Genomic DNA, 17,108 nt, shown 5'->3' with positions numbered 1-17,108 from the left:
TCACCGTTGCCGGCCTGGTCACTGTTGCCGCGGCCACGGCCACCACGACGGCGACGCTGGCGACGCGGACGGTCTGCGCCCTCGCCACCTTCGCTGTCGTCGCTCTGGCCATCGTCGCTCTGGTCGGACTCGACCTTGCTGTCGCTCTGGTCCGACTCGACCTTGCTGGCGCTCTGGGCCTGCTGTGCGGGGGCCTGCTCCACCGGCGCAGGAGCGTCGGTGCCGGGAAGCTCCGGCGCCTCAGCGGCTGCGGCCTGCGATGCGTGCGCACCATCGGCGCGAGCAGTGTCGCCAGCGGCCGCGGACTCGTCGACCACGGCGCCCAGCGAGAGCTTGCCGCGCGGGTCGATCTCCTTGAGCTCGACCTGGACCTTCTGGCCCACCGCGAGCACGTCCTCGACAGCGTCGATGCGCCGTCCGCCGACGAGCTTGCGGATCTCGGAGATGTGCAGCAGCCCGTCCTTGCCGGGAAGCAGCGAGATGAACGCACCGAACGTCGTGGTCTTGACCACGGTGCCCAGGAAGCGCTCGCCGATCTCCGGCATCTGCGGGTTGGCGATCGCGTTGATCGCGGCCCGTGCAGCCTCGGCCGAAGGACCGTCGGTCGCGCCGATGTAGACGGTGCCGTCGTCCTCGATGGAGATGTCGGCGCCAGTGTCCTCCTGGATCTGGTTGATCATCTTGCCCTTCGGGCCGATGACCTCACCGATCTTGTCCACGGGGACCTTCACCGAGATGACGCGAGGAGCGTAGGGGCTCATCTCGTCGGGTGCATCGATCGCCTCGGCCATGACGTCCAGGATGTGCAGACGCGCCTCATGAGCCTGGGTCAGCGCGCTGCCCAGCACGTCGGCCGGGAGGCCGTCGAGCTTGGTGTCGAGCTGGATCGCGGTGATGAATTCCTTGGTGCCGGCGACCTTGAAGTCCATGTCGCCGAACGCGTCCTCGGCGCCGAGGATGTCGGTCAGCGCTGCATAGCGCATCTCGGACTCACCGGCCTCGTTCTTCAGCTCGGCGGAAACCAGGCCCATCGCGATGCCCGCCACCATGGCGCGCAGCGGCACCCCGGCGTTGAGCAGCGACATCGTGGACGCGCAGACCGAGCCCATCGAGGTGGAGCCGTTGGAGCTGAGCGCCTCGGAGACCTGCCGGATCGCGTAGGGGAAGTCCTCGCGCGCCGGCAGCACCGGCATGAGCGCGCGCTCGGCGAGCGCACCGTGACCGATCTCGCGACGCTTCGGGGAGCCCACGCGGCCGGTCTCACCGGTGCTGTAGGGCGGGAAGTTGTAGTTGTGCATGTAGCGCTTGCGGGTCACCGGGGAGAGGGTGTCCAGCTGCTGCTCCATACGCAACATGTTGAGGGTGGTCACGCCCAGGATCTGGGTCTCGCCCCGCTCGAAGATCGCCGAGCCGTGCGCCCGCGGGATGACCTCGACCTCGGCGGACAACGCGCGGATGTCCTTCAGACCACGGCCGTCGATCCGGACCTCGTCGCGCAGGATGCGCTCACGGATGAGCTGCTTCTGGACGCTGCGATAGGCCGCACCCAACTCCTTGTCGCGGCCCGCGAACGGCGCGTCGCTGTCGCCGGAGGTGTCCGCCTGCGTGCCGAGGAGCTTGCCCTTCATCGCGGCCTTGATCTCCTCGATGCGGCTCTCACGCTCCTGCTTGCCCGCGATCTGCAGCGCTGCGGTGAGGTCGGCCGAGGTGGCCTCCTCGACAGCGGCGTAGGCGTCGTCCTGGTAGTCAAGGAAGCGCGGGAAGTCCTGCACCTCTTTGGCGGCGGCGCTCGCCACCTGCTGCTGAGCCTCACAGAGGACCTTGATGAACTTCTTGGACTCCTCCAGACCCTGGGCGACGACATCCTCGGTGGGAGCCTGCTTGCCCTGGTTCTTCACGAGGTCCCAGGTCGCGTCGGTGGACTCTGCCTCGACCATCATGATCGCGACATCATCGCCGACAACCCGACCGGCCACGACCATGTCGAAGGTCGAGCGGGCGCTGTCGGAGAAGTTGGGGAAGGCCACCCACTGGCCATCGATCAGGGACACGCGGGTCGCACCGATCGGACCGCTGAACGGCAGGCCCGAGATCTGGGTGGACGCGGACGCGGCGTTGATCGCCAGCACGTCGTACTGGTGGTCTGGGTTTAAGGAAAGGACCGTGATGACGACCTGGACCTCGTTACGCAGGCCCTTGGCGAAGGTCGGGCGCAGCGGGCGGTCGATCAGGCGGCAGGTGAGGATCGCGTCGGTCGACGGTCGACCCTCGCGGCGGAAGAAGCTGCCCGGGATCTTGCCCGCGGCATACATGCGCTCCTCAACGTCCACCGTCAGCGGGAAGAAATCGAAGTGGTCCTTGGGGTGCTTGCCCGCGGTCGTGGTCGACAGGAGCATCGTGTCGTCGTCAAGGTAGGCGGTGATTGCGCCGCCAGACTGCTTGGCCAGGCGGCCGGTCTCGAACCGGACGGTTCGGGTGCCGAAGCTGCCGTTGTCGATGGTGGCTTCAGCAAAAGTGATCTCTGGACCCTCCATGGGTCCTCCTTTTCTCTCTTCTCAGCCCGGGGCATCGTCGTTGTGCCCGGCTGGGTACTGCTGGTTGGGAGCCTGCCGTCCCGGCAGTCCCCCGACGCGTCGAAAGAGAAGTCTCTCGGTGCGTCATACGCAAAGGAGCGGCTCCCGATCGGTCGGGAGCCGCTCCCCTGCGAAGTTCAGCGGCGCAGGCCGAGGCGCTTGATCAGCGCGCGGTAGCGCTCGATGTCGGTGTCCTGCAGGTAACGGAGGAGGCGCTTGCGCTTGCCGACGAGCAGAAGCAGTCCACGACGGCTGTGGTGGTCGTGCTTGTGCTCACGGGAGTGCTCGGTGAGGTCCAAGATGCGCTGGGTGAGCAGCGCGACCTGCACCTCCGGGGAGCCGGTGTCGCCCTCGGTCTGGCCGTAGTCCTTCATGATCTGTGCCTTCACGGCGATGTCCAGCCCCATGGGCGACTCCTTCTCTCGTTGCGCGGCGCAACCTGGGCATATCCACCAGGGCACTCTCAATCCGCGGCCGTTAAGACGGCATCGCCCAGAATAACAGCGCAGGCGGCGTCGGCCCTAATCGTCTTCACCGAGGAGAGGGCGCTCCGTGACAGGGTGTGGAGATGACCCTAGAGCCCTTCCCGACCGACTGGACCCGCGCCCTGTGCATCGCCGCCCACCCCGACGATCTGGAGTATGGCACTGCGGCCGCCGTTGCGGCCTGGACCGACGCAGGCAAGGAGATCTCCTACTTGCTGGCCACCCGCGGTGAGGCGGGGATCGCGAGCATGGCACCGGGGCAGGCTGGGCCGCTCCGGGAGCAGGAGGAGCGCGATGGAGCCCGCGAGGTGGGCGTGCACACGGTCGACTTCCTGGAAGGCTTTGCCGATGGCGTGGTCGAGGGCGGCCTCGGCCTGCGCCGCGACCTGGCCCGCGAGATCCGCCGGCTCCGTCCCGAGCTGGTCACCACGATGACGTATGCCGACGTGTTTCCCAGCGGCGGGCTCAACCAGGCAGATCACCGCGCTGTCGGGCTGGCCACCATCGATGCGGTGGCGGCCGCGGGCAACCGTTGGATCTTCCCCGAGCTGGTCGAGGAGGGCCTCGAGCCCTGGGAGGGTGTCCGTTGGATCGCGGTCACAGGCACCAGCAACCCGACCCATGTCATGGACGTGACCGAGACCTTCGACCGGGCGGTCGCCTCGCTGGCGGCGCACGCGGAGTATCTGTTGGCGCTCGGACCCCACTACCCCACACCGTCTGAGCTCTTGGGTCAGATCCTCGGCGACCCCGACCAGCCGGGCCGCTATCACTGGGCGGCCACGGTGCACGCTCGCTGACCACGAGAACAGGTGTGGCAGAGCCGACCGCCCGGTGTGGCAGAGCCGACCGCCCGGTCAGGTGCGGCGCTGGCAGCCGCCGCACCAGAAGAGGTTGCGTCCGGCGACGACTTTGGTCCGGACGGTCGACCCGCACCGCAGGCACGGCATACCTGTCCGTTGATAGACCGCGAACTCCCGCGGCACCTCCGGCGTCTCACCACGCGCGAACGCGGCCACGGTGTCCTCGAGCACGTCGTCGAGGGTGATGATCGCCCCGGTCCGCACCCCCCAGGGCATCAGGGCAACGAGGTCGTCCCAGATGAGCTGCCAGGTCACGCGCTTGATGCTGCGGCCGGGCTTGAGCGGCTGGACGCGGTGCCGCCACAGCACCTCGCACCGGTAGATGTTGCCGACACCGGCCAGCACGGTCTGGTCCATGAGCAGCTCGGCGATCGTCCTGCCGGACGCGGAGATCTTGCGATACGCGGCGTCACTGTCCTGCCCCTGCTGCAGCGGGTCCGGGCCCTGCCGCGCGACGAGCCGCGCCACCTCGAGCGGGTCGACGAGCTGGCAAGCCATCGGTCCGCGCAGGTCGGCGACGTGCCGCTCATCGGCGATCCGCAGCCGCACCTCCCCGGCGACCGCGGGTCCGAGCTCTGCATCCTCCGGCGCCACCGGCTGCACGAACCACTTGCCGATCAGACCGAGGTGGACATAGAGGGAGCGGTCCTGCTCGAAGTCGACGAAGAGCAGCTTTCCGTGCGCCCAGGCTCGCTCCAGCACGGTGCCGTCCAGCAGCGCGGCCCCCTCAACGAAGCGGCCCTGCGGGCTGGCGACCAGCGGCGTCGTGCCGGCGAACGCGGTGTCGATGGAGCGGGCGAGGCGGTGGAGCGTGTGTCCCTCGGGCATCTGCTGATGCTCTCAGGTATGGCGAGCGCCCCCGTCATGCGGGTGGCCACGGCCTGCGGTCCGACCGCTCGGCGCGCCACGACCGTCAGTCAGTTGACGCTCTGGACCTCACCCGAGACCAGATCGATCCTGACCTCGACGTCATCACGGCCCTCATCTGTGGCGTCAACGCTGATCTCCCACGCGTAGGTGCCGTCCTTCTCGTCCAGCTCGGCGTCGTCGAGCTGGCCACCGACCTCATCGATGGCCGCCGTGATGGCCTCAGACATCGTGACGGTGGCGCCGTCCAGAGCCACACGGTCGTCGTCATCCATGGTGCCGTCCTCGCCCTTCTGGATGGTCCCGTCCGCCGCTACCGTCACCTCTACCGAGCGGTCACCGTCCTGGACGTCGATCTCCCAGGTGCCGTCGGCACCCTGCTTGTCGGCCTCGTAGGCCTTGCCCCCCGCTTCTGTCTCCGCCGCCTTGACAGCGGCAAGCACGGCAGCCAGGTCGCCGGTGGCAGTGGCCGTGCTGTCGTCAGCGGCCTTGGTGGTCTCCTCGGCATCTGCGGTGCCATCCCCCGCCTCGGTCGTCCCAGCGCCGTCACCAGAGGCCTCATCGGTAGCTCCCCCAGTGGGCGTGCTCGACGTCTCCGCCTGCACACCGTCCCCGTCCGTGGAATCCGTGGCGCATGCGCTCACGCCGAGCGCAAGAGCCAAGGCGAAAGCAGCTGTCATCGTGCGCGTGGTTGTCGTCGTCATGGCCCTAGCCTTTCAGTGCTGGATGAGAGGGCCTCTCATCCTTTCGGCGATCGGCTCTCACGCAGGGCGGCGCAGCGCTCGTCAGCCGGTGTTGCGCAGTCCGGCAGCGACCCCGTTGACGGTCGCGAGCAGGGCGCGCTGCAGCTGGTCGCGCTCGTGCGGATCGACCGGCTCTTCCCGCAGGCGGCGGAGCAGCTCCACCTGCAGGTAGGAGATCGGGTCGAGGTAGTTGTCGCGGACGGCGAGTGTGCGTTTGAGCACCGGCTGGTTATCCAGCAGAGTCTCCTCACCGGTCAGCATCTTGAGCTCGGCGACGGTGAGCTCGAACTCGGTCCGGATCGCCTCGAAGATGTGCCGCAGCCCCTGCGGCACCAGGGTCCGAATGTAGTGGGCTGCGATCTCCAGGTCGGTCTTGGCTACGGTCATCTCCACGTTGGAGACGACCGCAGCGAAGAAGTGCCACTGCGCGAGCATCTCGGTCAGCGTCTCACCGTGCCCCGCCTCGCGTGCAGCCTTCAACCCGGACCCGACGCCATACCAACCCGGGATGATCTGTCGCGTCTGGGTCCAGCCGAAGACCCACGGGATGGCCCGCAGCCCGTCCAGCCCCTTGCCCGTGTCGGGTCGCTTGCTGGGACGAGAGCCGATGTTGAGATCGCCCAGCTGGTCGACGGGGGTGGAGGCGACGAAGTAGGCGGGCAGGTCCGGTTGGTCGATCAGCTCGCGGTAGGCGGTGAACGCCGCCTGGCTCGCGACATCCATGACCTCGCCGTAGCGCTCCCGCTCCTGCGCCGTGGTGCGAGGGTCGCGGTGCAGCGCGCTGGCACGCATGACGGCCGCGACGGACAGCGCGAGGTTCTCTTTGGCCAGGGCCGGGAGGGAGTACTTGTCGGAGATGACCTCGCCCTGCTCGGTAAACTTGATCTCGCCCTCCAGTACACCGTGGGGCTGGGCCAGGATCGAGTCGTAGGTGGGTCCGCCTCCGCGGCCGACCGAGCCGCCGCGACCGTGGAAGAGTCGCAGCCGCACGCCGTGCCGGGCGGCGACGTCGCGCAGGCCGCGCTCGGCCTGGTGGATGCTCCACTGGCTGGTCAGCACGCCGGCCTCCTTGTTGGAGTCGGAGTAGCCGAGCATGATCTCCTGCACGTCCCCGCGCAGCCGGACGAGCTCGCGGTAGGCCGGGGTCGCGAGCATCGCGTCGACGAACGGCGCCGCACCCCGCAGCTCCTCGATCGTCTCCAGCAGCGGCGCGAAGCCGATCCGCGCGAACGCGCCCTCCCCGTTTGCCCCACCGTGCAGGTCGACCAGACCAGCCTCCCGGGCCAGCACCGCCGCCGCGAAGACGTCGTCGATGCCGCGTGACATGGAGATGATGTAGGTCTCGATGGCCGCGTCGCCGTAGGTGTCCAGCGCCTCTCGGATCTCGTCGAAGACGGCCAGTGTCGGCTCCCGGTGGGCGGCCCTTGTCAGCAGCGGTCTACGGGATCCGAGCTCGGAGGTGAGCAGGGTGATCCGCTCGGCGCGATCGAGCTCGCCATACCCTCGCTCACCGGCGGCCGCGACAGCGTCCACCATCGGCGCGAGCGCCTCATGGTGCTTGTCGGCGTGCTCGCGGACGTCGAGGGTGGCCAGGTGCAGGCCGGTGCCCGCGATCGTTTGGGCGACCCGCGCGAGGCGGCCGTCAGCGACCAGCTCGCCACCGTGCCCGCGCAGCGAGTCACCCACGATCTGCAGGTCGGCGAGAATGCCGTGGACGTCCTCGTAGTCCCTGCCCGGCTCATGCTCGGTGCCGGTCTCGATGCGGGCGAGGCTGTTGAGGAGCTTGGCCTTGACGCAGGTGAGCTTGAGGCGGTAGGGCTCCTGGGCATTGAGCTCGAGGACTCGCTTGTCGATGCCTGGCAGGTGGACGAGGTCCGCTCGCAGCGACGCCTCCAGCTCGGCGGACATGTCGACAATCGCGGTCGAGGAGGAGATCTGGGAGATCAGCACCTCGATGAGTGATCGCGCGACCGCGACTGCGTGCCGACCTTGGAGCCGCAGGATCTCGCGGGTCATCTGCGGCGTCACGAACGGGTTGCCGTCGCGGTCACCGCCGATCCAGGAGCCGAAGCGCACCGGTGGGCGTTGCACGTCGACCTCGACGCCGTGCTGCTGGAGGAGGTCGCCCAGGTCGCCGAGCAGTTCGGGCATCGTCGAGGAGAGGACCTCGTGGAGGTAGTACATGGCGTTGCGCGCCTCGTCCATCGGCGTCGGCCGCGTCTGACGGAGCTCATCGGTCTGCCAGATGAGGTCGATGAGCTCAGCGAGGTCGCGGTCCTGACGTCGACGCGCGAGCGTGTCCGGCGGGGTGGGGACCGCGAGCACGTCGGAGAGCCGGCGCAGCTTGGTCAGGACGCTGCGACGGGAGGCCTCGGTCGGGTGCGCGGTGAACACCGGCCGCACGTCGAGCTCCGCCACGGTGTCCGCGAGCAGTCCCGGGCCGCCGGTCTCGACGATGTCCCGGACCGCGCTGACCAGCCATCCGTCGGCCTCCTCGCGTGCGGTGAGGGTGCGCACGCGGTGCACCTGCTCGGCCGCATTGGCCAGGTGGAAGTAGGCAGAGAAGGCGCGCACCAGGTCGGCCGCACGGTCCAGGGGCAGCCCGGCGAGGACACGGCGCACCTCGTCCGCGGCGCCCTCGTCCCCCTCCTTGCTGGCCTTGGTCGTGAGGCGGACCTGCTCCACGGCGTCCAGCAATTCCTGGCCGTGATGGCGCACCAGCGACTGGCCCAGGAGCGTGGAAACGCGGCGCACGTCGGCGCGCAGCTCGGGGCTGAGGGGATCCTCGGTAATGGGGTTCTCGCTCACCCGGGTGACCCTACGGCAACCTAGGAGGGGCCCTGAGCGCCAGGGCTAGGCTCGAACAGGTGCCCGATCTTGCGCACCGTGGCCAGGTTGCGGGCCGTGCCCCGTCCGGTGACCCGCCGCAGGGCCGCTCTGTCCAGCAGTGGTACGACGGTGCTCCTGCTGAAGCCGGCGGGAGTGTGGACGTAGAGGATGCGCCCGCTGACCCGCACCTCGTCCGGCCCGGCGGTGGCGGCTGCCTCGACCCCGGAGCGGGCCTGCTCGGTGAGCGGGAAAGGGTAGACAAAAACATGGACCAGGCGGGGATCGACGACGTCAGGCCAGGGGCAGTCGGTCGCGAGGGCGAGCGCCTCGGCCCGGGTGAGGACGAGGACGGGGAGGTCGAGGCCGGTCTCCTTCCTGATGGCGCTCTGCAACGCGGCCTCTAGCGCGGCCCGCTCCCCCGTCGCGGTGAAGACGAGGTTGCCGGACTGGATGTAGGTGGCGACCTCACCCCAGGCCAGACCCTCGGCGATCCCGCGCAGCTGGGCCATGGGGAGCGAATTGTGGCCACCGACGTTGATGCCGCGCAGCAGCGCGACGTGGGTCCGGCTCATGGCATGACCTCCTTGGCCCGCAGCGCCTCCCAGATTGCGCGGGCCGCCGGTGCGGCGACATCACTGCCAAGGCCCCCCTCCTCCACCATCACGACCACGACATACCGCGGATCCGTGGTGGGCCCGTAGGACGCGAACCATCCGGTCGCGACCTTGCCAAAGGCCTCTGCCGAGCCGGTCTTGCCGGCCAGCGGATAGGCCGCGTGGGGCCACCCGGCGAAAGCTCCGCTCGCCGTCCCCCGCAGCGGGACGCCCTCCACCCCCTCGCGCACGGCAGCGAGCGCCTCGTCGCTCAACGAGACCGAGCCGACCAGCTGGGGTTCGACCTCCGCGACGACCGTCCCGTCCTGGCGTTGGAGCGCGGCCACAAGCTGCGGCTGCCACAGCTTGCCCCCGTTGGCGATCGCCGCATACACGACCGCGAGCTGCGCGGGCGTGACCTGCAGGTCGCCCTGCCCGATCGCGAAGTTGACGGCATCGCCGGGTCGCCACTGCCAGCCGTCCATGCAACTCTCCTCGGCGAGACGCTTCAGGAAGGTGCGGCGCTTCTTGTCCTTGATCTGCGGATAACCGTCCTTCGCCCGGGCACACGACTCGTCCTTGGTCGCCTCCCAGTAGGCCCGCTTCCACTCCCTGGAGGGCACCAGCCCAGCGGCCTCGGCGGTCAGGTCGATGCCGGTCGGCACCCCGAGGCCGAAGCCGCGGGCCACCTGGATGAAGCGGTCGCCGTCGTCGGAGGCCTGCCCGAGCCCCCCGAGGCTGCGCCACTGGTCATAGGCCCACCGGTAGAAGACGGTGTCGCAAGAGACCTCGATGATGCGCGGCACGTCGATCTCGCCGAAGGCTTCCGACTCGTAGTTGGTGAAGCGCTGCCCGGCGATAGTCACGGCGCCGGGGCACGCGTACGTGCCGTCCGGGTCCACCCCGGTCTGGATCGCTGCGGACAGTGAGACGACCTTGAAGGTGGAGGCTGGCGGGAAGGTCGTCGCGACGAGCCGGTTGACGAGGGGCTCTCCGCGGTCCGGGTCCAGGAGCTGGTCGTACTCGTCCTGGGTGATCCCACGGGTCCAGATGTCGGGGTCATAGGTCGGCCAGCTGGCGGCCGCGACCACCGCCCCGGTGTCCGGCTCCAGCACGATCGCGGCCCCCGAGCGGGCTGGAGCGCCAGCGCGTCTGCCAGCCCGGACTGCCTCCTTAAGGGCCTTCTCGGCGGCCAGCTGGACGTCGACGTCGATGTGGCTGCGCAGGTCGACGCCGGGCGTGGGATCACTGGTGGAGAGCTGACCGGTGACGACGCCACGCGGATCGACGGTCACGGTGGTGCGACCGGGTATGCCGCGCAGGTCGCCGTCGTAAACCTGCTCCAGTCCCGCGCGGCCGAGCCGGTCCGCGGCCTCGAGCCCACCGCCTGACCCGTCGACCTCGGCCTGAGTGGGGCGACCGAGGTAGCCCAGCAGGTGCGCGGCGTTGACGCCCGCCGGCGAGGGGTAGGAACGCACCGGCAGCGTGTTCACCGCGATCCCGGGGAACGCCTCGGGGCGTTCGAGGACGGCGAGCGCGGCGACGGGGTCCACGTCATACGCGATCGGCACTGGCTCATAAGGCGAGCCGGAGAAACAGCCCGGGACCGGTGGCGCGTCGGCGCTGCCGCAGAGACGCGTGCGCCCCCACAACTGCTCGACCGGCAGGTCCAGGGCCGAGGCGACGTCAGAGATCAGCGCGCGCCCTTGGTCCTGCGCCTCCATGACTACTTCGGGGTCGACGGTGACGACGGTCGAGGGCTCGTTGGCGGCGAGCAAGGTGCCGTCCTGGGCCAGGATCCGGCCGCGCAGGCCGGGAATGATGACCTCACGGGTGCTGACCTCAGCCGCGGCGACGACGGCCTCGTCATGCCGGACCAGCTGCATCCAGGACAACCGCCCGAGCAGGAGGGAGCCGAGGACCACCACGGCGAGCAGGATCGCCCACATCGGGCGGGTGTCCAGCCGTTGCCGAACCCGAGGAGGTGTGACCTGTGGCGCGACCACCCGGATCCGAGGCCGCTGACGGGAGGGCGGGAGACGGCGGCCAGGAGCTCCCGGTCCACCGCCTTCAGGCTGGCTCGACCTCATGCCCAGCGCCGTTCGCGGAGCCAGCGTTCCAGGACCAGCAGCGCCGGGAGCAGGATGATCGAGACGAGGAGGGTGATGGCCAACGACCAGGCCAGCTCACTTGCCACGACCCGGCCGACACCGGCGGCTGCGGTGAGCCCACGGACCCCGAGCACGAGCGCCGCCGCCAGCGCCGTGGCCAGCCATGGCAACAGCGGCGACGCGGCCGCGTAGCGGCGGGCCAGCCCGAGCAGGAAACCGGCAGCGGCGTAGGACAGCGCACTCGCACCGAGGGGTTCGGCACCGGGCGGCACGAGGTCGATCAGCCAGCCGCCCGCCAACCCGACCAGCAGACCGGTCACCGGTCCGCCCATCAGGGCAGCGGCGGCGACGACGAGGATCACCAGATCGGCACGCGGCACGCCCAGCGGCCACGCGCTCGGCGCCAGCACAGCCGCCGTCAGCAGCAGCCCTCGCACGAGCACCCCAAGCACCTTGCTCATGCCCTCACCTCACCCAGCCACACCGAACGGTCGCCCCAGCCTCGGGAGATCACGGCCCTCAGGTCCGGGTCGGGACCGCTCATGGCGCCGCCCCGTCGACGAAAACGACCGCGACCAGGTCCAGGAGGTCGGTGTCGACGTGCGCGGTCACGACCGCGGTCGCCGCGAGCTGACCGCGGTCCGGATCGAGCGCGGTGACCGTCCCCAGCGGGATCCGTGCTGCGTAGGGGCGGTCATCGGGGCTGCCGAGCGTGGTGACCTCGTCGCCCACGTGGATCGGGGTATCCCCCAGGGCCGTGAGGGTGAGCTCGCCGTGGCCGCGGCGCGGCAAGCCGGGCGCGGGGATGGCTTCGACGCTGCCCAGAGCGTCCTGCGCACCAAACCGCACTCCCACGACCACGCCCGCATCGCCCACGAGCAGCACGTCGGCACTGGTGGGGGCCACTCGCAACACGCGACCGACGAGCCCGTGCGCGTCGGTCACCGTCTGATCCACGCGCACGCCTGCATCGGCACCCACATCGATCGTCACCGTCCGGCCGCCCACCGGCGAGGTGGCTGGTGAAAACCCGACGACCCGCGCCGGGAGCAGCGTGTGATCTCCCCAGGTGCTCGAGCGATCCAGCGACTCGAGCTGCTCGTGGCGACGCACATCCTCCTGCAGACGCGTGACCTCGGCCGCGAGCTCGTTGCGTTCCTGGGTGAGCTCGGTGAGGGGCGAGTCGTCCCAGCTGGACAGCAGCGCCTGGACGGGACCCGCGACGGTCGCGACCCCCTCGCGGACCGGGTCGGCCATCCCCGGTCGGGCTAGATCGAGGACCAGGACCCCGGCCGTGAGCATCGTGAGCACCCCGGCGGTGGCCGGCAGCAATCGGCGACGGTTCGGCATACCAGCACCTAGCGGCGCGAGGTGCTCATCAGCACCCGCCGCAGCGACGCGAAGTCCTCCACGCACGCCCCGGCCCCGCGGATCACGGCGTGCTGCGGGTCGTCAGCGAGATGGACGGGTATGCCGAGCTCGTGCCGGAGGCGTTCGGTCCACCCGCGCAGCAGGGCGCCGCCGCCCGTCAACACGATCCCCGCGTCGAGCAGGTCGCCGGCCAGCTCGGGCGGGCAGATGTCTAGGACGAGGCGGACCGCCTCGACGACCTGGGTCGTGACCGGCTCGATCATCCGGCGAACCTCGCTGCTGGACAGCTCGATCGTGCGGGGCAGACCGGTGCTCAGGTCGCGGCCGCGGACTCGCGCGGTGAGCTCGTGGGCGAGCGGCCAGACGGCACCCGCCTTGATCTTGATGTCCTCGGCCGAGCGTTCGCCCAGGAGCAGGTCATGGGACGCCTTGACACCGGCGACGATCGCCTCATCGACCTCTTCGCCCCCGGTGCGGAGGCTGCGCGCGTTGACGATGCCGCCGAGGCAGATCACCGCGACGTCGGTCGTGCCCCCACCCATGTCGACGACCATTGACGCGGTCGCTGAGTCGACGGGCAGGTCTGCCCCGATTGCGGCCGCCATCACCTCTTCGAGCACGTAGACCCCACGGACCCCGCACCGGATCGCGGCGTCCTCCAGGGCGCGACGCTCGACTGCGGTGACGCCGCTGGGGACTGCGACCACGGCACGCGGGCGCACCAGCCGTGAGGGGCGAACGCGCTCGACGAGATGGCGCAACAACTGCTCGGTCACCTCGGCGTCGGTGATCACGCCATCGGTGAGCGGACGCATCGTCAGGACATGCTCGGGCGTGCGGCCCAACATCTCGCGGGCAGAGGCTCCGGCGGCGACAAGTCGGCCCGAGGTGGTGTCGACGGCGACCACCGTCGGCTCGTCCAAGACGACGCCGCGCCCGCGCACGTGAATCTGGGTCGTGGCGGTGCCCAGGTCGATGGCGAGGTCGCGGCCCAGCGGCGCCCAGCCGCCCCGCGTCGGCTCGCTCATGCCCGTGGTCACCCAGTGATGGTAGGCGGTCGGTCTAGCTGACGAACCGAACCTCGCCGGGGACCGGCACCTGAGAGACTTTGCCCCCCTCGCTACGGCAGGTCAGCTGCGCGGGAGCACCATGGTGCTCGCCCACCTCGACCTCGACGAGGCGCCCGTCGGCCAACTCGAGGCTGACGGTGAAGGCCGTCACTTCCCCCTCCGCGGGTGCGCGCTGCGTCATACCCGTGGCCGTCACGCTCCCCCACGGCAGCGGCCCGAGCTGCTCGTGCACCGCCACTACCGCGGCTTGAACCGCACGGCGGTGTCCGGTCACGCCACGCAGGTGTGTGATGTCCGGGCGTCCCGCCCGGTGTGCTTCGATCGTCGCGAACGCCGACTCGACGTCGAGGCTTCCGTAGGTCGCACCGTCGGGCAGGAGCAGCACGTTGGCCGCGAACCGGTCTCCGCCGGTGTGCGAGCACTCCCAGGTCTGTTCGGGCCAGCGCTGCGCGAGCATCTTGGCGACCGGACGGCCACGGACGGCGCAGCAGGGGTCCTTCTTGCCGTGCGTGCAGACCAGGATGAGCGGCTCGTCGACGAGGCTCTCGCGCGCCCCGTCCACCAACTGGCGACCCAACCCCTGCTCGGCCCTGGCGCTGTCTCGGGCCACCAACTCCTCGAGCCGTTCTACCCCGCTGAGCAGCTCGGCCGGGTAGGACCAGGAACCCCACGTCACACGCTCCCCTGCAGGAGCCTGGGGGTCAACAACACACCAGCTGCGCATCAGGCAGACGGATGAGGTCTGCCGCCCTGGCCGTCGGATCAGCATCACGCGAGCGCCCGCCGTCTCGGCACGCCTGAGCACCTCGTCGCGGATGTCTTCCTGGATCGCCAGGGAGGAAAATCCAGAGAACGCCCAGCCCGAGTCCTGCTCGACCAGCAGGAAGCGCTGCTGGGGCGGAGCCGTCCCGAGCATCGGGTCATGCCGCTCGCGCGCCGCGGTACTGCACGGCACGAGAGGCAATGTGGGCGAGCTAGACATGGTCATCAGTGTCGCAGGAGGGGGTGTCCCTCTAGACGGCGGTGCCAGGCCTGGGGTATTTTGGTCATATTACGTATCGTAATTCATAGAAGGGTTGGCGCATGGACGACACACTGACCACCAGGGACCGGGAGCGCGCCGACACCCTGACGATCATCGTCAAGGAAGAGACCCCCTTCCTGCCCAAGGTCGCCTTTGCCCTCATCACCCTCGCGTCGCTGGGCGGAGCGTTCTTCACCGGTCGTGGCATGGGCCTGGAGCCGATGGCTCTGGGTATGCGGTGGCTCACGTTGTGGTCGCTCGCGCTCGCCGGTGGCTTCCTGGCATGGCGGGTCTGCTACCTGCGAGCCCACGAGACCGATGTCGATGACGAGGCCATCGCGCGGCTCAACGACAGCGCCCTGACCCGTGCCGACCAAGTGGCCCGCTGGGTCGCGCCGATCGTCTTCCTCGGTGCACCCGGCGCACTGGTGGTGCCGCCGATGATGATCGACCCTTCCTTGCGGTGGGGCATGGTCATCGGGTCGGTCCTGCTCGCCGGGCTGCTCCTGTCCGGTGTGACCCGCAGGGCCACCGCGATCCTCGCGCTGGCGGTGGTCACGCTGCTCCTGGCAGCCTGGGCGACGACCGACGCGGGGACCGACTGGCACGGGCTGGTCCGGATGCTGCACCTGAGCGCCTTCAGCCTGTGGCTTGGTGGCGCGCTGTGGAATATCGCCGTCGCCATGCCCGCGGGACGCGCCCACCCCAATCTCGACGCCGTCCTGGCTGGCGCCCGGCAGCTCGATCGCTTCCGCTGGGTCGTCCGTTTCGTGCTGCCCACCATCATCCTCACCGGCGTGTTCATGGCGTGGGGCTACCGCGTGATGCCGCTGGAGTGGTGGCTGAGCTATCCAGGCGTGCTGATCCCGCTCAAGGTCTTGGCCATCGTGGCGCTCGTCGTCGTCTTCATCACGTGCCCCTTGTTTAGGCACTGCTCGCCGGTCCAAGGTGTGTGCAACACCGACGACCTGGCCGAGTCACCGCCCGTGAAGGTCACGCACCGATGAGCACCACCCCTACCCGCGTCGGCGTCGACCATGTCCTCCTCGACAATCGCCGGGCACCGTGCGCGGTCGGGCTCATCAAGGCGGATCGCACCATGGACACACTGGACCCGGCCACCGTGCTGGAGATCTGGAGTCGCGACCGTTTCGCACCGATGGAGATCTCGGTCTGGGCCGCTCGGCAGGGGCACCACGCCCAGGACTTGGGTCGCCACGGCTCCTGGCCACTGCGCTATTTCGTCTTTGAGGTCCGTAAGCGCTCAGCCGACGACGAGGGCCAGCCCTTGTCGAAGAAGTAATCGAGCCACCGCGAGCGCCTCCTCCTCCGACTCCGCCAGATCGCCGACTCGTACCCCATCCTCGCCCTCCCCTTGCGCGAGGAGTCGACGCAAGGCGGGAAGTTGCGCGGTCGTCATACCGAAGCGACCGGCCCTTGAGGAGATCGTGACCTCATCACCTTCCTCGGCCAGCACGTCGACCATCAGGTGCGGCCGCATCCGCAGCCGATCATGTGGCTGCAAGGCCGCGCCAGCGGCCAGCTGGGCCAACGGCGCGATCGGGGCAGGGCGCTGAGCAGCCCGCTGGCGGCCCCGAAGCACCGCGACGATCTCGCTCGCGGACAAGGTCCGCACCGCCTCGAGCACCGCCTCGCGGGCAGTCTCGACCTCTGAGGTCAGCGAGTCCGGGTCAGTCAGGTCCACCCCCAGCGGCAGGCTCGCACGGACCGCATCAGCGTGGGCGAACCTCACGCTCGCGCGGTCGAGCAGCGCCTGCGCCAGATGGTGCCTGGTCCACCCCTGCACCCCGATCGTCAAGTGCGCGGTGACACCACCCAGCGCACGGGCCGCGTGGATCCAGCCTCGGGGCAGATAGAGGCAGTCGCCGGGTCGGAGGATGGTCTGCAGGTATGGCGGGTCGTCGGCTCGCGCCTCGACGTCGGCTCGGCGATCGGTCCAGGGTTGATCGCGCAGCGGAGCGGTCAGGACGGGCTCGTGCAGCGTCCACTGCTTCTCGCCGTGGACCTGGAGGACGAAGACGTCGTGGACGTCGTAGTGGTCGGCGAAGCCCTGGTTCTGCGAGGGGGTGATGTAGGCGTTGACCTGGACGGGATGGCCGAGGTCCGCCGCGAGGTCGGCGCTGAACTCTCTGATCGGACCCCAGGTGCGGTGCAGCCCCTGCAGGACGATCGTCGCTCCGTCCGCGAAGAGCTGAAGCACCCGGTCGTCGCTGATCTGGTCGGCGATCGCGGCGCCGACCCCACCACCGGCCGTGAACGCCCGGTCGGGCAGGGTCGTGCCGTCCTTGGCGACCCGGAGGAAGGGGGTCCGCAGCCCGCGCTCGGAGATCAGCTCGTCGACGGCCGCAAGGCTGAAGAGGTCGGAGAAGTCGTCGCCGCCGCGCTGCCCCGCCGTCGCCAGGTGCAGTCGCTGAGCCCAGTGCGAGCCGGCGAAGTCCTCAGGGCTGGTCGTGCCGAGGAGTCGGGGGGGGGGGGGGGGGGGGGGGCCCGCCCGCCCCCCCCGGGGGGAGGGGGGGCGCCCCGCGCCGGCGCCGCCCCCCCACCCCCCCCCCCGCCCC

The 17,108-nt window shown here is 69.9% G+C and carries 15 protein-coding genes; 3 read left to right on the top strand and 12 right to left on the bottom strand.

The genetic code is table 11. The annotated features are described in order from the left end of the window. Window positions 1-2,534: polyribonucleotide nucleotidyltransferase (locus Q4P07_RS11270; protein WP_303375015.1), on the bottom strand; the 2,534-nt coding region annotated here is incomplete at its 3' end. A gap of 176 nt (window positions 2,535-2,710) precedes the next feature. Continuing rightward, the gene (gene rpsO / locus Q4P07_RS11265) at window positions 2,711-2,980 is read right to left on the bottom strand and encodes a 30S ribosomal protein S15 (RefSeq protein ID WP_303375014.1); all 270 of its coding nucleotides are present in this window, start codon (window positions 2,978-2,980) and stop codon (window positions 2,711-2,713) included. A gap of 161 nt (window positions 2,981-3,141) precedes the next feature. On the opposite strand from rpsO, the gene Q4P07_RS11260 reads away from it, so the two are divergent. Continuing rightward, window positions 3,142-3,858, top strand: a complete 717-nt coding sequence (locus Q4P07_RS11260; RefSeq protein ID WP_303375013.1) for a PIG-L deacetylase family protein — start codon at window positions 3,142-3,144, stop codon at window positions 3,856-3,858. Between the two features lie 57 nt (window positions 3,859-3,915). On the opposite strand, the gene Q4P07_RS11255 is transcribed toward Q4P07_RS11260, so the two are convergent. From Q4P07_RS11255 to Q4P07_RS11215, 9 genes are all read right to left on the bottom strand, one after another. Continuing rightward, complete coding sequence (locus Q4P07_RS11255) at window positions 3,916-4,749, bottom strand: Fpg/Nei family DNA glycosylase (protein WP_303375012.1); 834 nt, start codon at window positions 4,747-4,749, stop codon at window positions 3,916-3,918. A gap of 89 nt (window positions 4,750-4,838) precedes the next feature. Continuing rightward, entirely contained in the window at window positions 4,839-5,492 is a 654-nt protein-coding gene (locus tag Q4P07_RS11250) for a PepSY domain-containing protein (protein WP_303375011.1), read from the bottom strand. 81 nt (window positions 5,493-5,573) lie between these two features. Continuing rightward, entirely contained in the window at window positions 5,574-8,339 is a 2,766-nt protein-coding gene (gene ppc, locus Q4P07_RS11245) for a phosphoenolpyruvate carboxylase (RefSeq protein WP_303375010.1), read from the bottom strand. Between the two features lie 20 nt (window positions 8,340-8,359). Next, complete coding sequence (locus tag Q4P07_RS11240; RefSeq protein WP_303375009.1) at window positions 8,360-8,932, bottom strand: DUF1697 domain-containing protein; 573 nt, start codon at window positions 8,930-8,932, stop codon at window positions 8,360-8,362. After that, window positions 8,929-10,902, bottom strand: coding sequence for a penicillin-binding protein 2 (gene mrdA / locus Q4P07_RS11235; RefSeq protein ID WP_303375008.1), 1,974 nt, complete (start codon window positions 10,900-10,902; stop codon window positions 8,929-8,931). Before mrdA ends, Q4P07_RS11240 begins: the two co-directional genes overlap by 4 nt. 137 nt (window positions 10,903-11,039) lie before the next feature. After that, window positions 11,040-11,525, bottom strand: coding sequence for a rod shape-determining protein MreD (locus Q4P07_RS11230; RefSeq protein ID WP_303375007.1), 486 nt, complete (start codon window positions 11,523-11,525; stop codon window positions 11,040-11,042). 79 nt (window positions 11,526-11,604) lie between these two features. After that, window positions 11,605-12,414 carry a rod shape-determining protein MreC gene (gene mreC / locus Q4P07_RS11225; protein WP_303375006.1) on the bottom strand — a complete coding sequence of 270 codons (810 nt, stop codon included), beginning with the start codon at window positions 12,412-12,414 and terminating at the stop codon, window positions 11,605-11,607. A gap of 8 nt (window positions 12,415-12,422) precedes the next feature. Next, window positions 12,423-13,463, bottom strand: coding sequence for a rod shape-determining protein (locus Q4P07_RS11220; protein ID WP_303375016.1), 1,041 nt, complete (start codon window positions 13,461-13,463; stop codon window positions 12,423-12,425). Between the two features lie 34 nt (window positions 13,464-13,497). Continuing rightward, window positions 13,498-14,460 carry a sucrase ferredoxin gene (locus tag Q4P07_RS11215; RefSeq protein WP_303375005.1) on the bottom strand — a complete coding sequence of 321 codons (963 nt, stop codon included), beginning with the start codon at window positions 14,458-14,460 and terminating at the stop codon, window positions 13,498-13,500. Between the two features lie 128 nt (window positions 14,461-14,588). Between Q4P07_RS11215 and Q4P07_RS11210 the strand changes: the two genes are divergently transcribed. Next, window positions 14,589-15,536 (top strand): hypothetical protein, encoded by a 948-nt coding sequence (locus tag Q4P07_RS11210; protein WP_303375004.1) that lies wholly within the window; start codon window positions 14,589-14,591, stop codon window positions 15,534-15,536. Then, the gene (locus Q4P07_RS11205) at window positions 15,533-15,832 is read left to right on the top strand and encodes a sulfurtransferase TusA family protein (RefSeq protein WP_303375003.1); all 300 of its coding nucleotides are present in this window, start codon (window positions 15,533-15,535) and stop codon (window positions 15,830-15,832) included. Before Q4P07_RS11210 ends, Q4P07_RS11205 begins: the two co-directional genes overlap by 4 nt. On the opposite strand, the gene Q4P07_RS11200 is transcribed toward Q4P07_RS11205, so the two are convergent. Further along, the coding region (locus Q4P07_RS11200; protein ID WP_303375002.1) for a cupin domain-containing protein at window positions 15,794-17,108 on the bottom strand (1,315 nt) is incomplete at its 5' end. The two genes, Q4P07_RS11205 and Q4P07_RS11200, sit on opposite strands and share 39 nt — an antisense overlap.

The sequence above is a fragment of the Ornithinimicrobium sp. genome (genome assembly GCF_030537745.1).
GTDB lineage: Bacteria > Actinomycetota > Actinomycetes > Actinomycetales > Dermatophilaceae > Ornithinicoccus.
This window is presented reverse-complemented; position numbering and strand designations above follow the sequence as displayed.

Excerpts from the sequence above, each read along its gene's own strand:
- rpsO (WP_303375014.1), bottom strand. The coding sequence starts at position 2,980 with ATGGGGCTGGACATCGCCGTGAAGGCACAGATCATGAAGGACTACGGC.
- Q4P07_RS11260 (WP_303375013.1), top strand. The coding sequence starts at position 3,142 with ATGACCCTAGAGCCCTTCCCGACCGACTGGACCCGCGCCCTGTGCATC.
- Q4P07_RS11255 (WP_303375012.1), bottom strand. The coding sequence starts at position 4,749 with ATGCCCGAGGGACACACGCTCCACCGCCTCGCCCGCTCCATCGACACC.
- Q4P07_RS11250 (WP_303375011.1), bottom strand. The coding sequence starts at position 5,492 with ATGACGACGACAACCACGCGCACGATGACAGCTGCTTTCGCCTTGGCT.
- Q4P07_RS11240 (WP_303375009.1), bottom strand. The coding sequence starts at position 8,932 with ATGAGCCGGACCCACGTCGCGCTGCTGCGCGGCATCAACGTCGGTGGC.
- mrdA (WP_303375008.1), bottom strand. The coding sequence starts at position 10,902 with ATGTGGGCGATCCTGCTCGCCGTGGTGGTCCTCGGCTCCCTCCTGCTC.
- Q4P07_RS11230 (WP_303375007.1), bottom strand. The coding sequence starts at position 11,525 with ATGAGCAAGGTGCTTGGGGTGCTCGTGCGAGGGCTGCTGCTGACGGCG.
- mreC (WP_303375006.1), bottom strand. The coding sequence starts at position 12,414 with ATGCCGAACCGTCGCCGATTGCTGCCGGCCACCGCCGGGGTGCTCACG.
- Q4P07_RS11220 (WP_303375016.1), bottom strand. The coding sequence starts at position 13,463 with ATGAGCGAGCCGACGCGGGGCGGCTGGGCGCCGCTGGGCCGCGACCTC.
- Q4P07_RS11210 (WP_303375004.1), top strand. The coding sequence starts at position 14,589 with ATGGACGACACACTGACCACCAGGGACCGGGAGCGCGCCGACACCCTG.
- Q4P07_RS11205 (WP_303375003.1), top strand. The coding sequence starts at position 15,533 with ATGAGCACCACCCCTACCCGCGTCGGCGTCGACCATGTCCTCCTCGAC.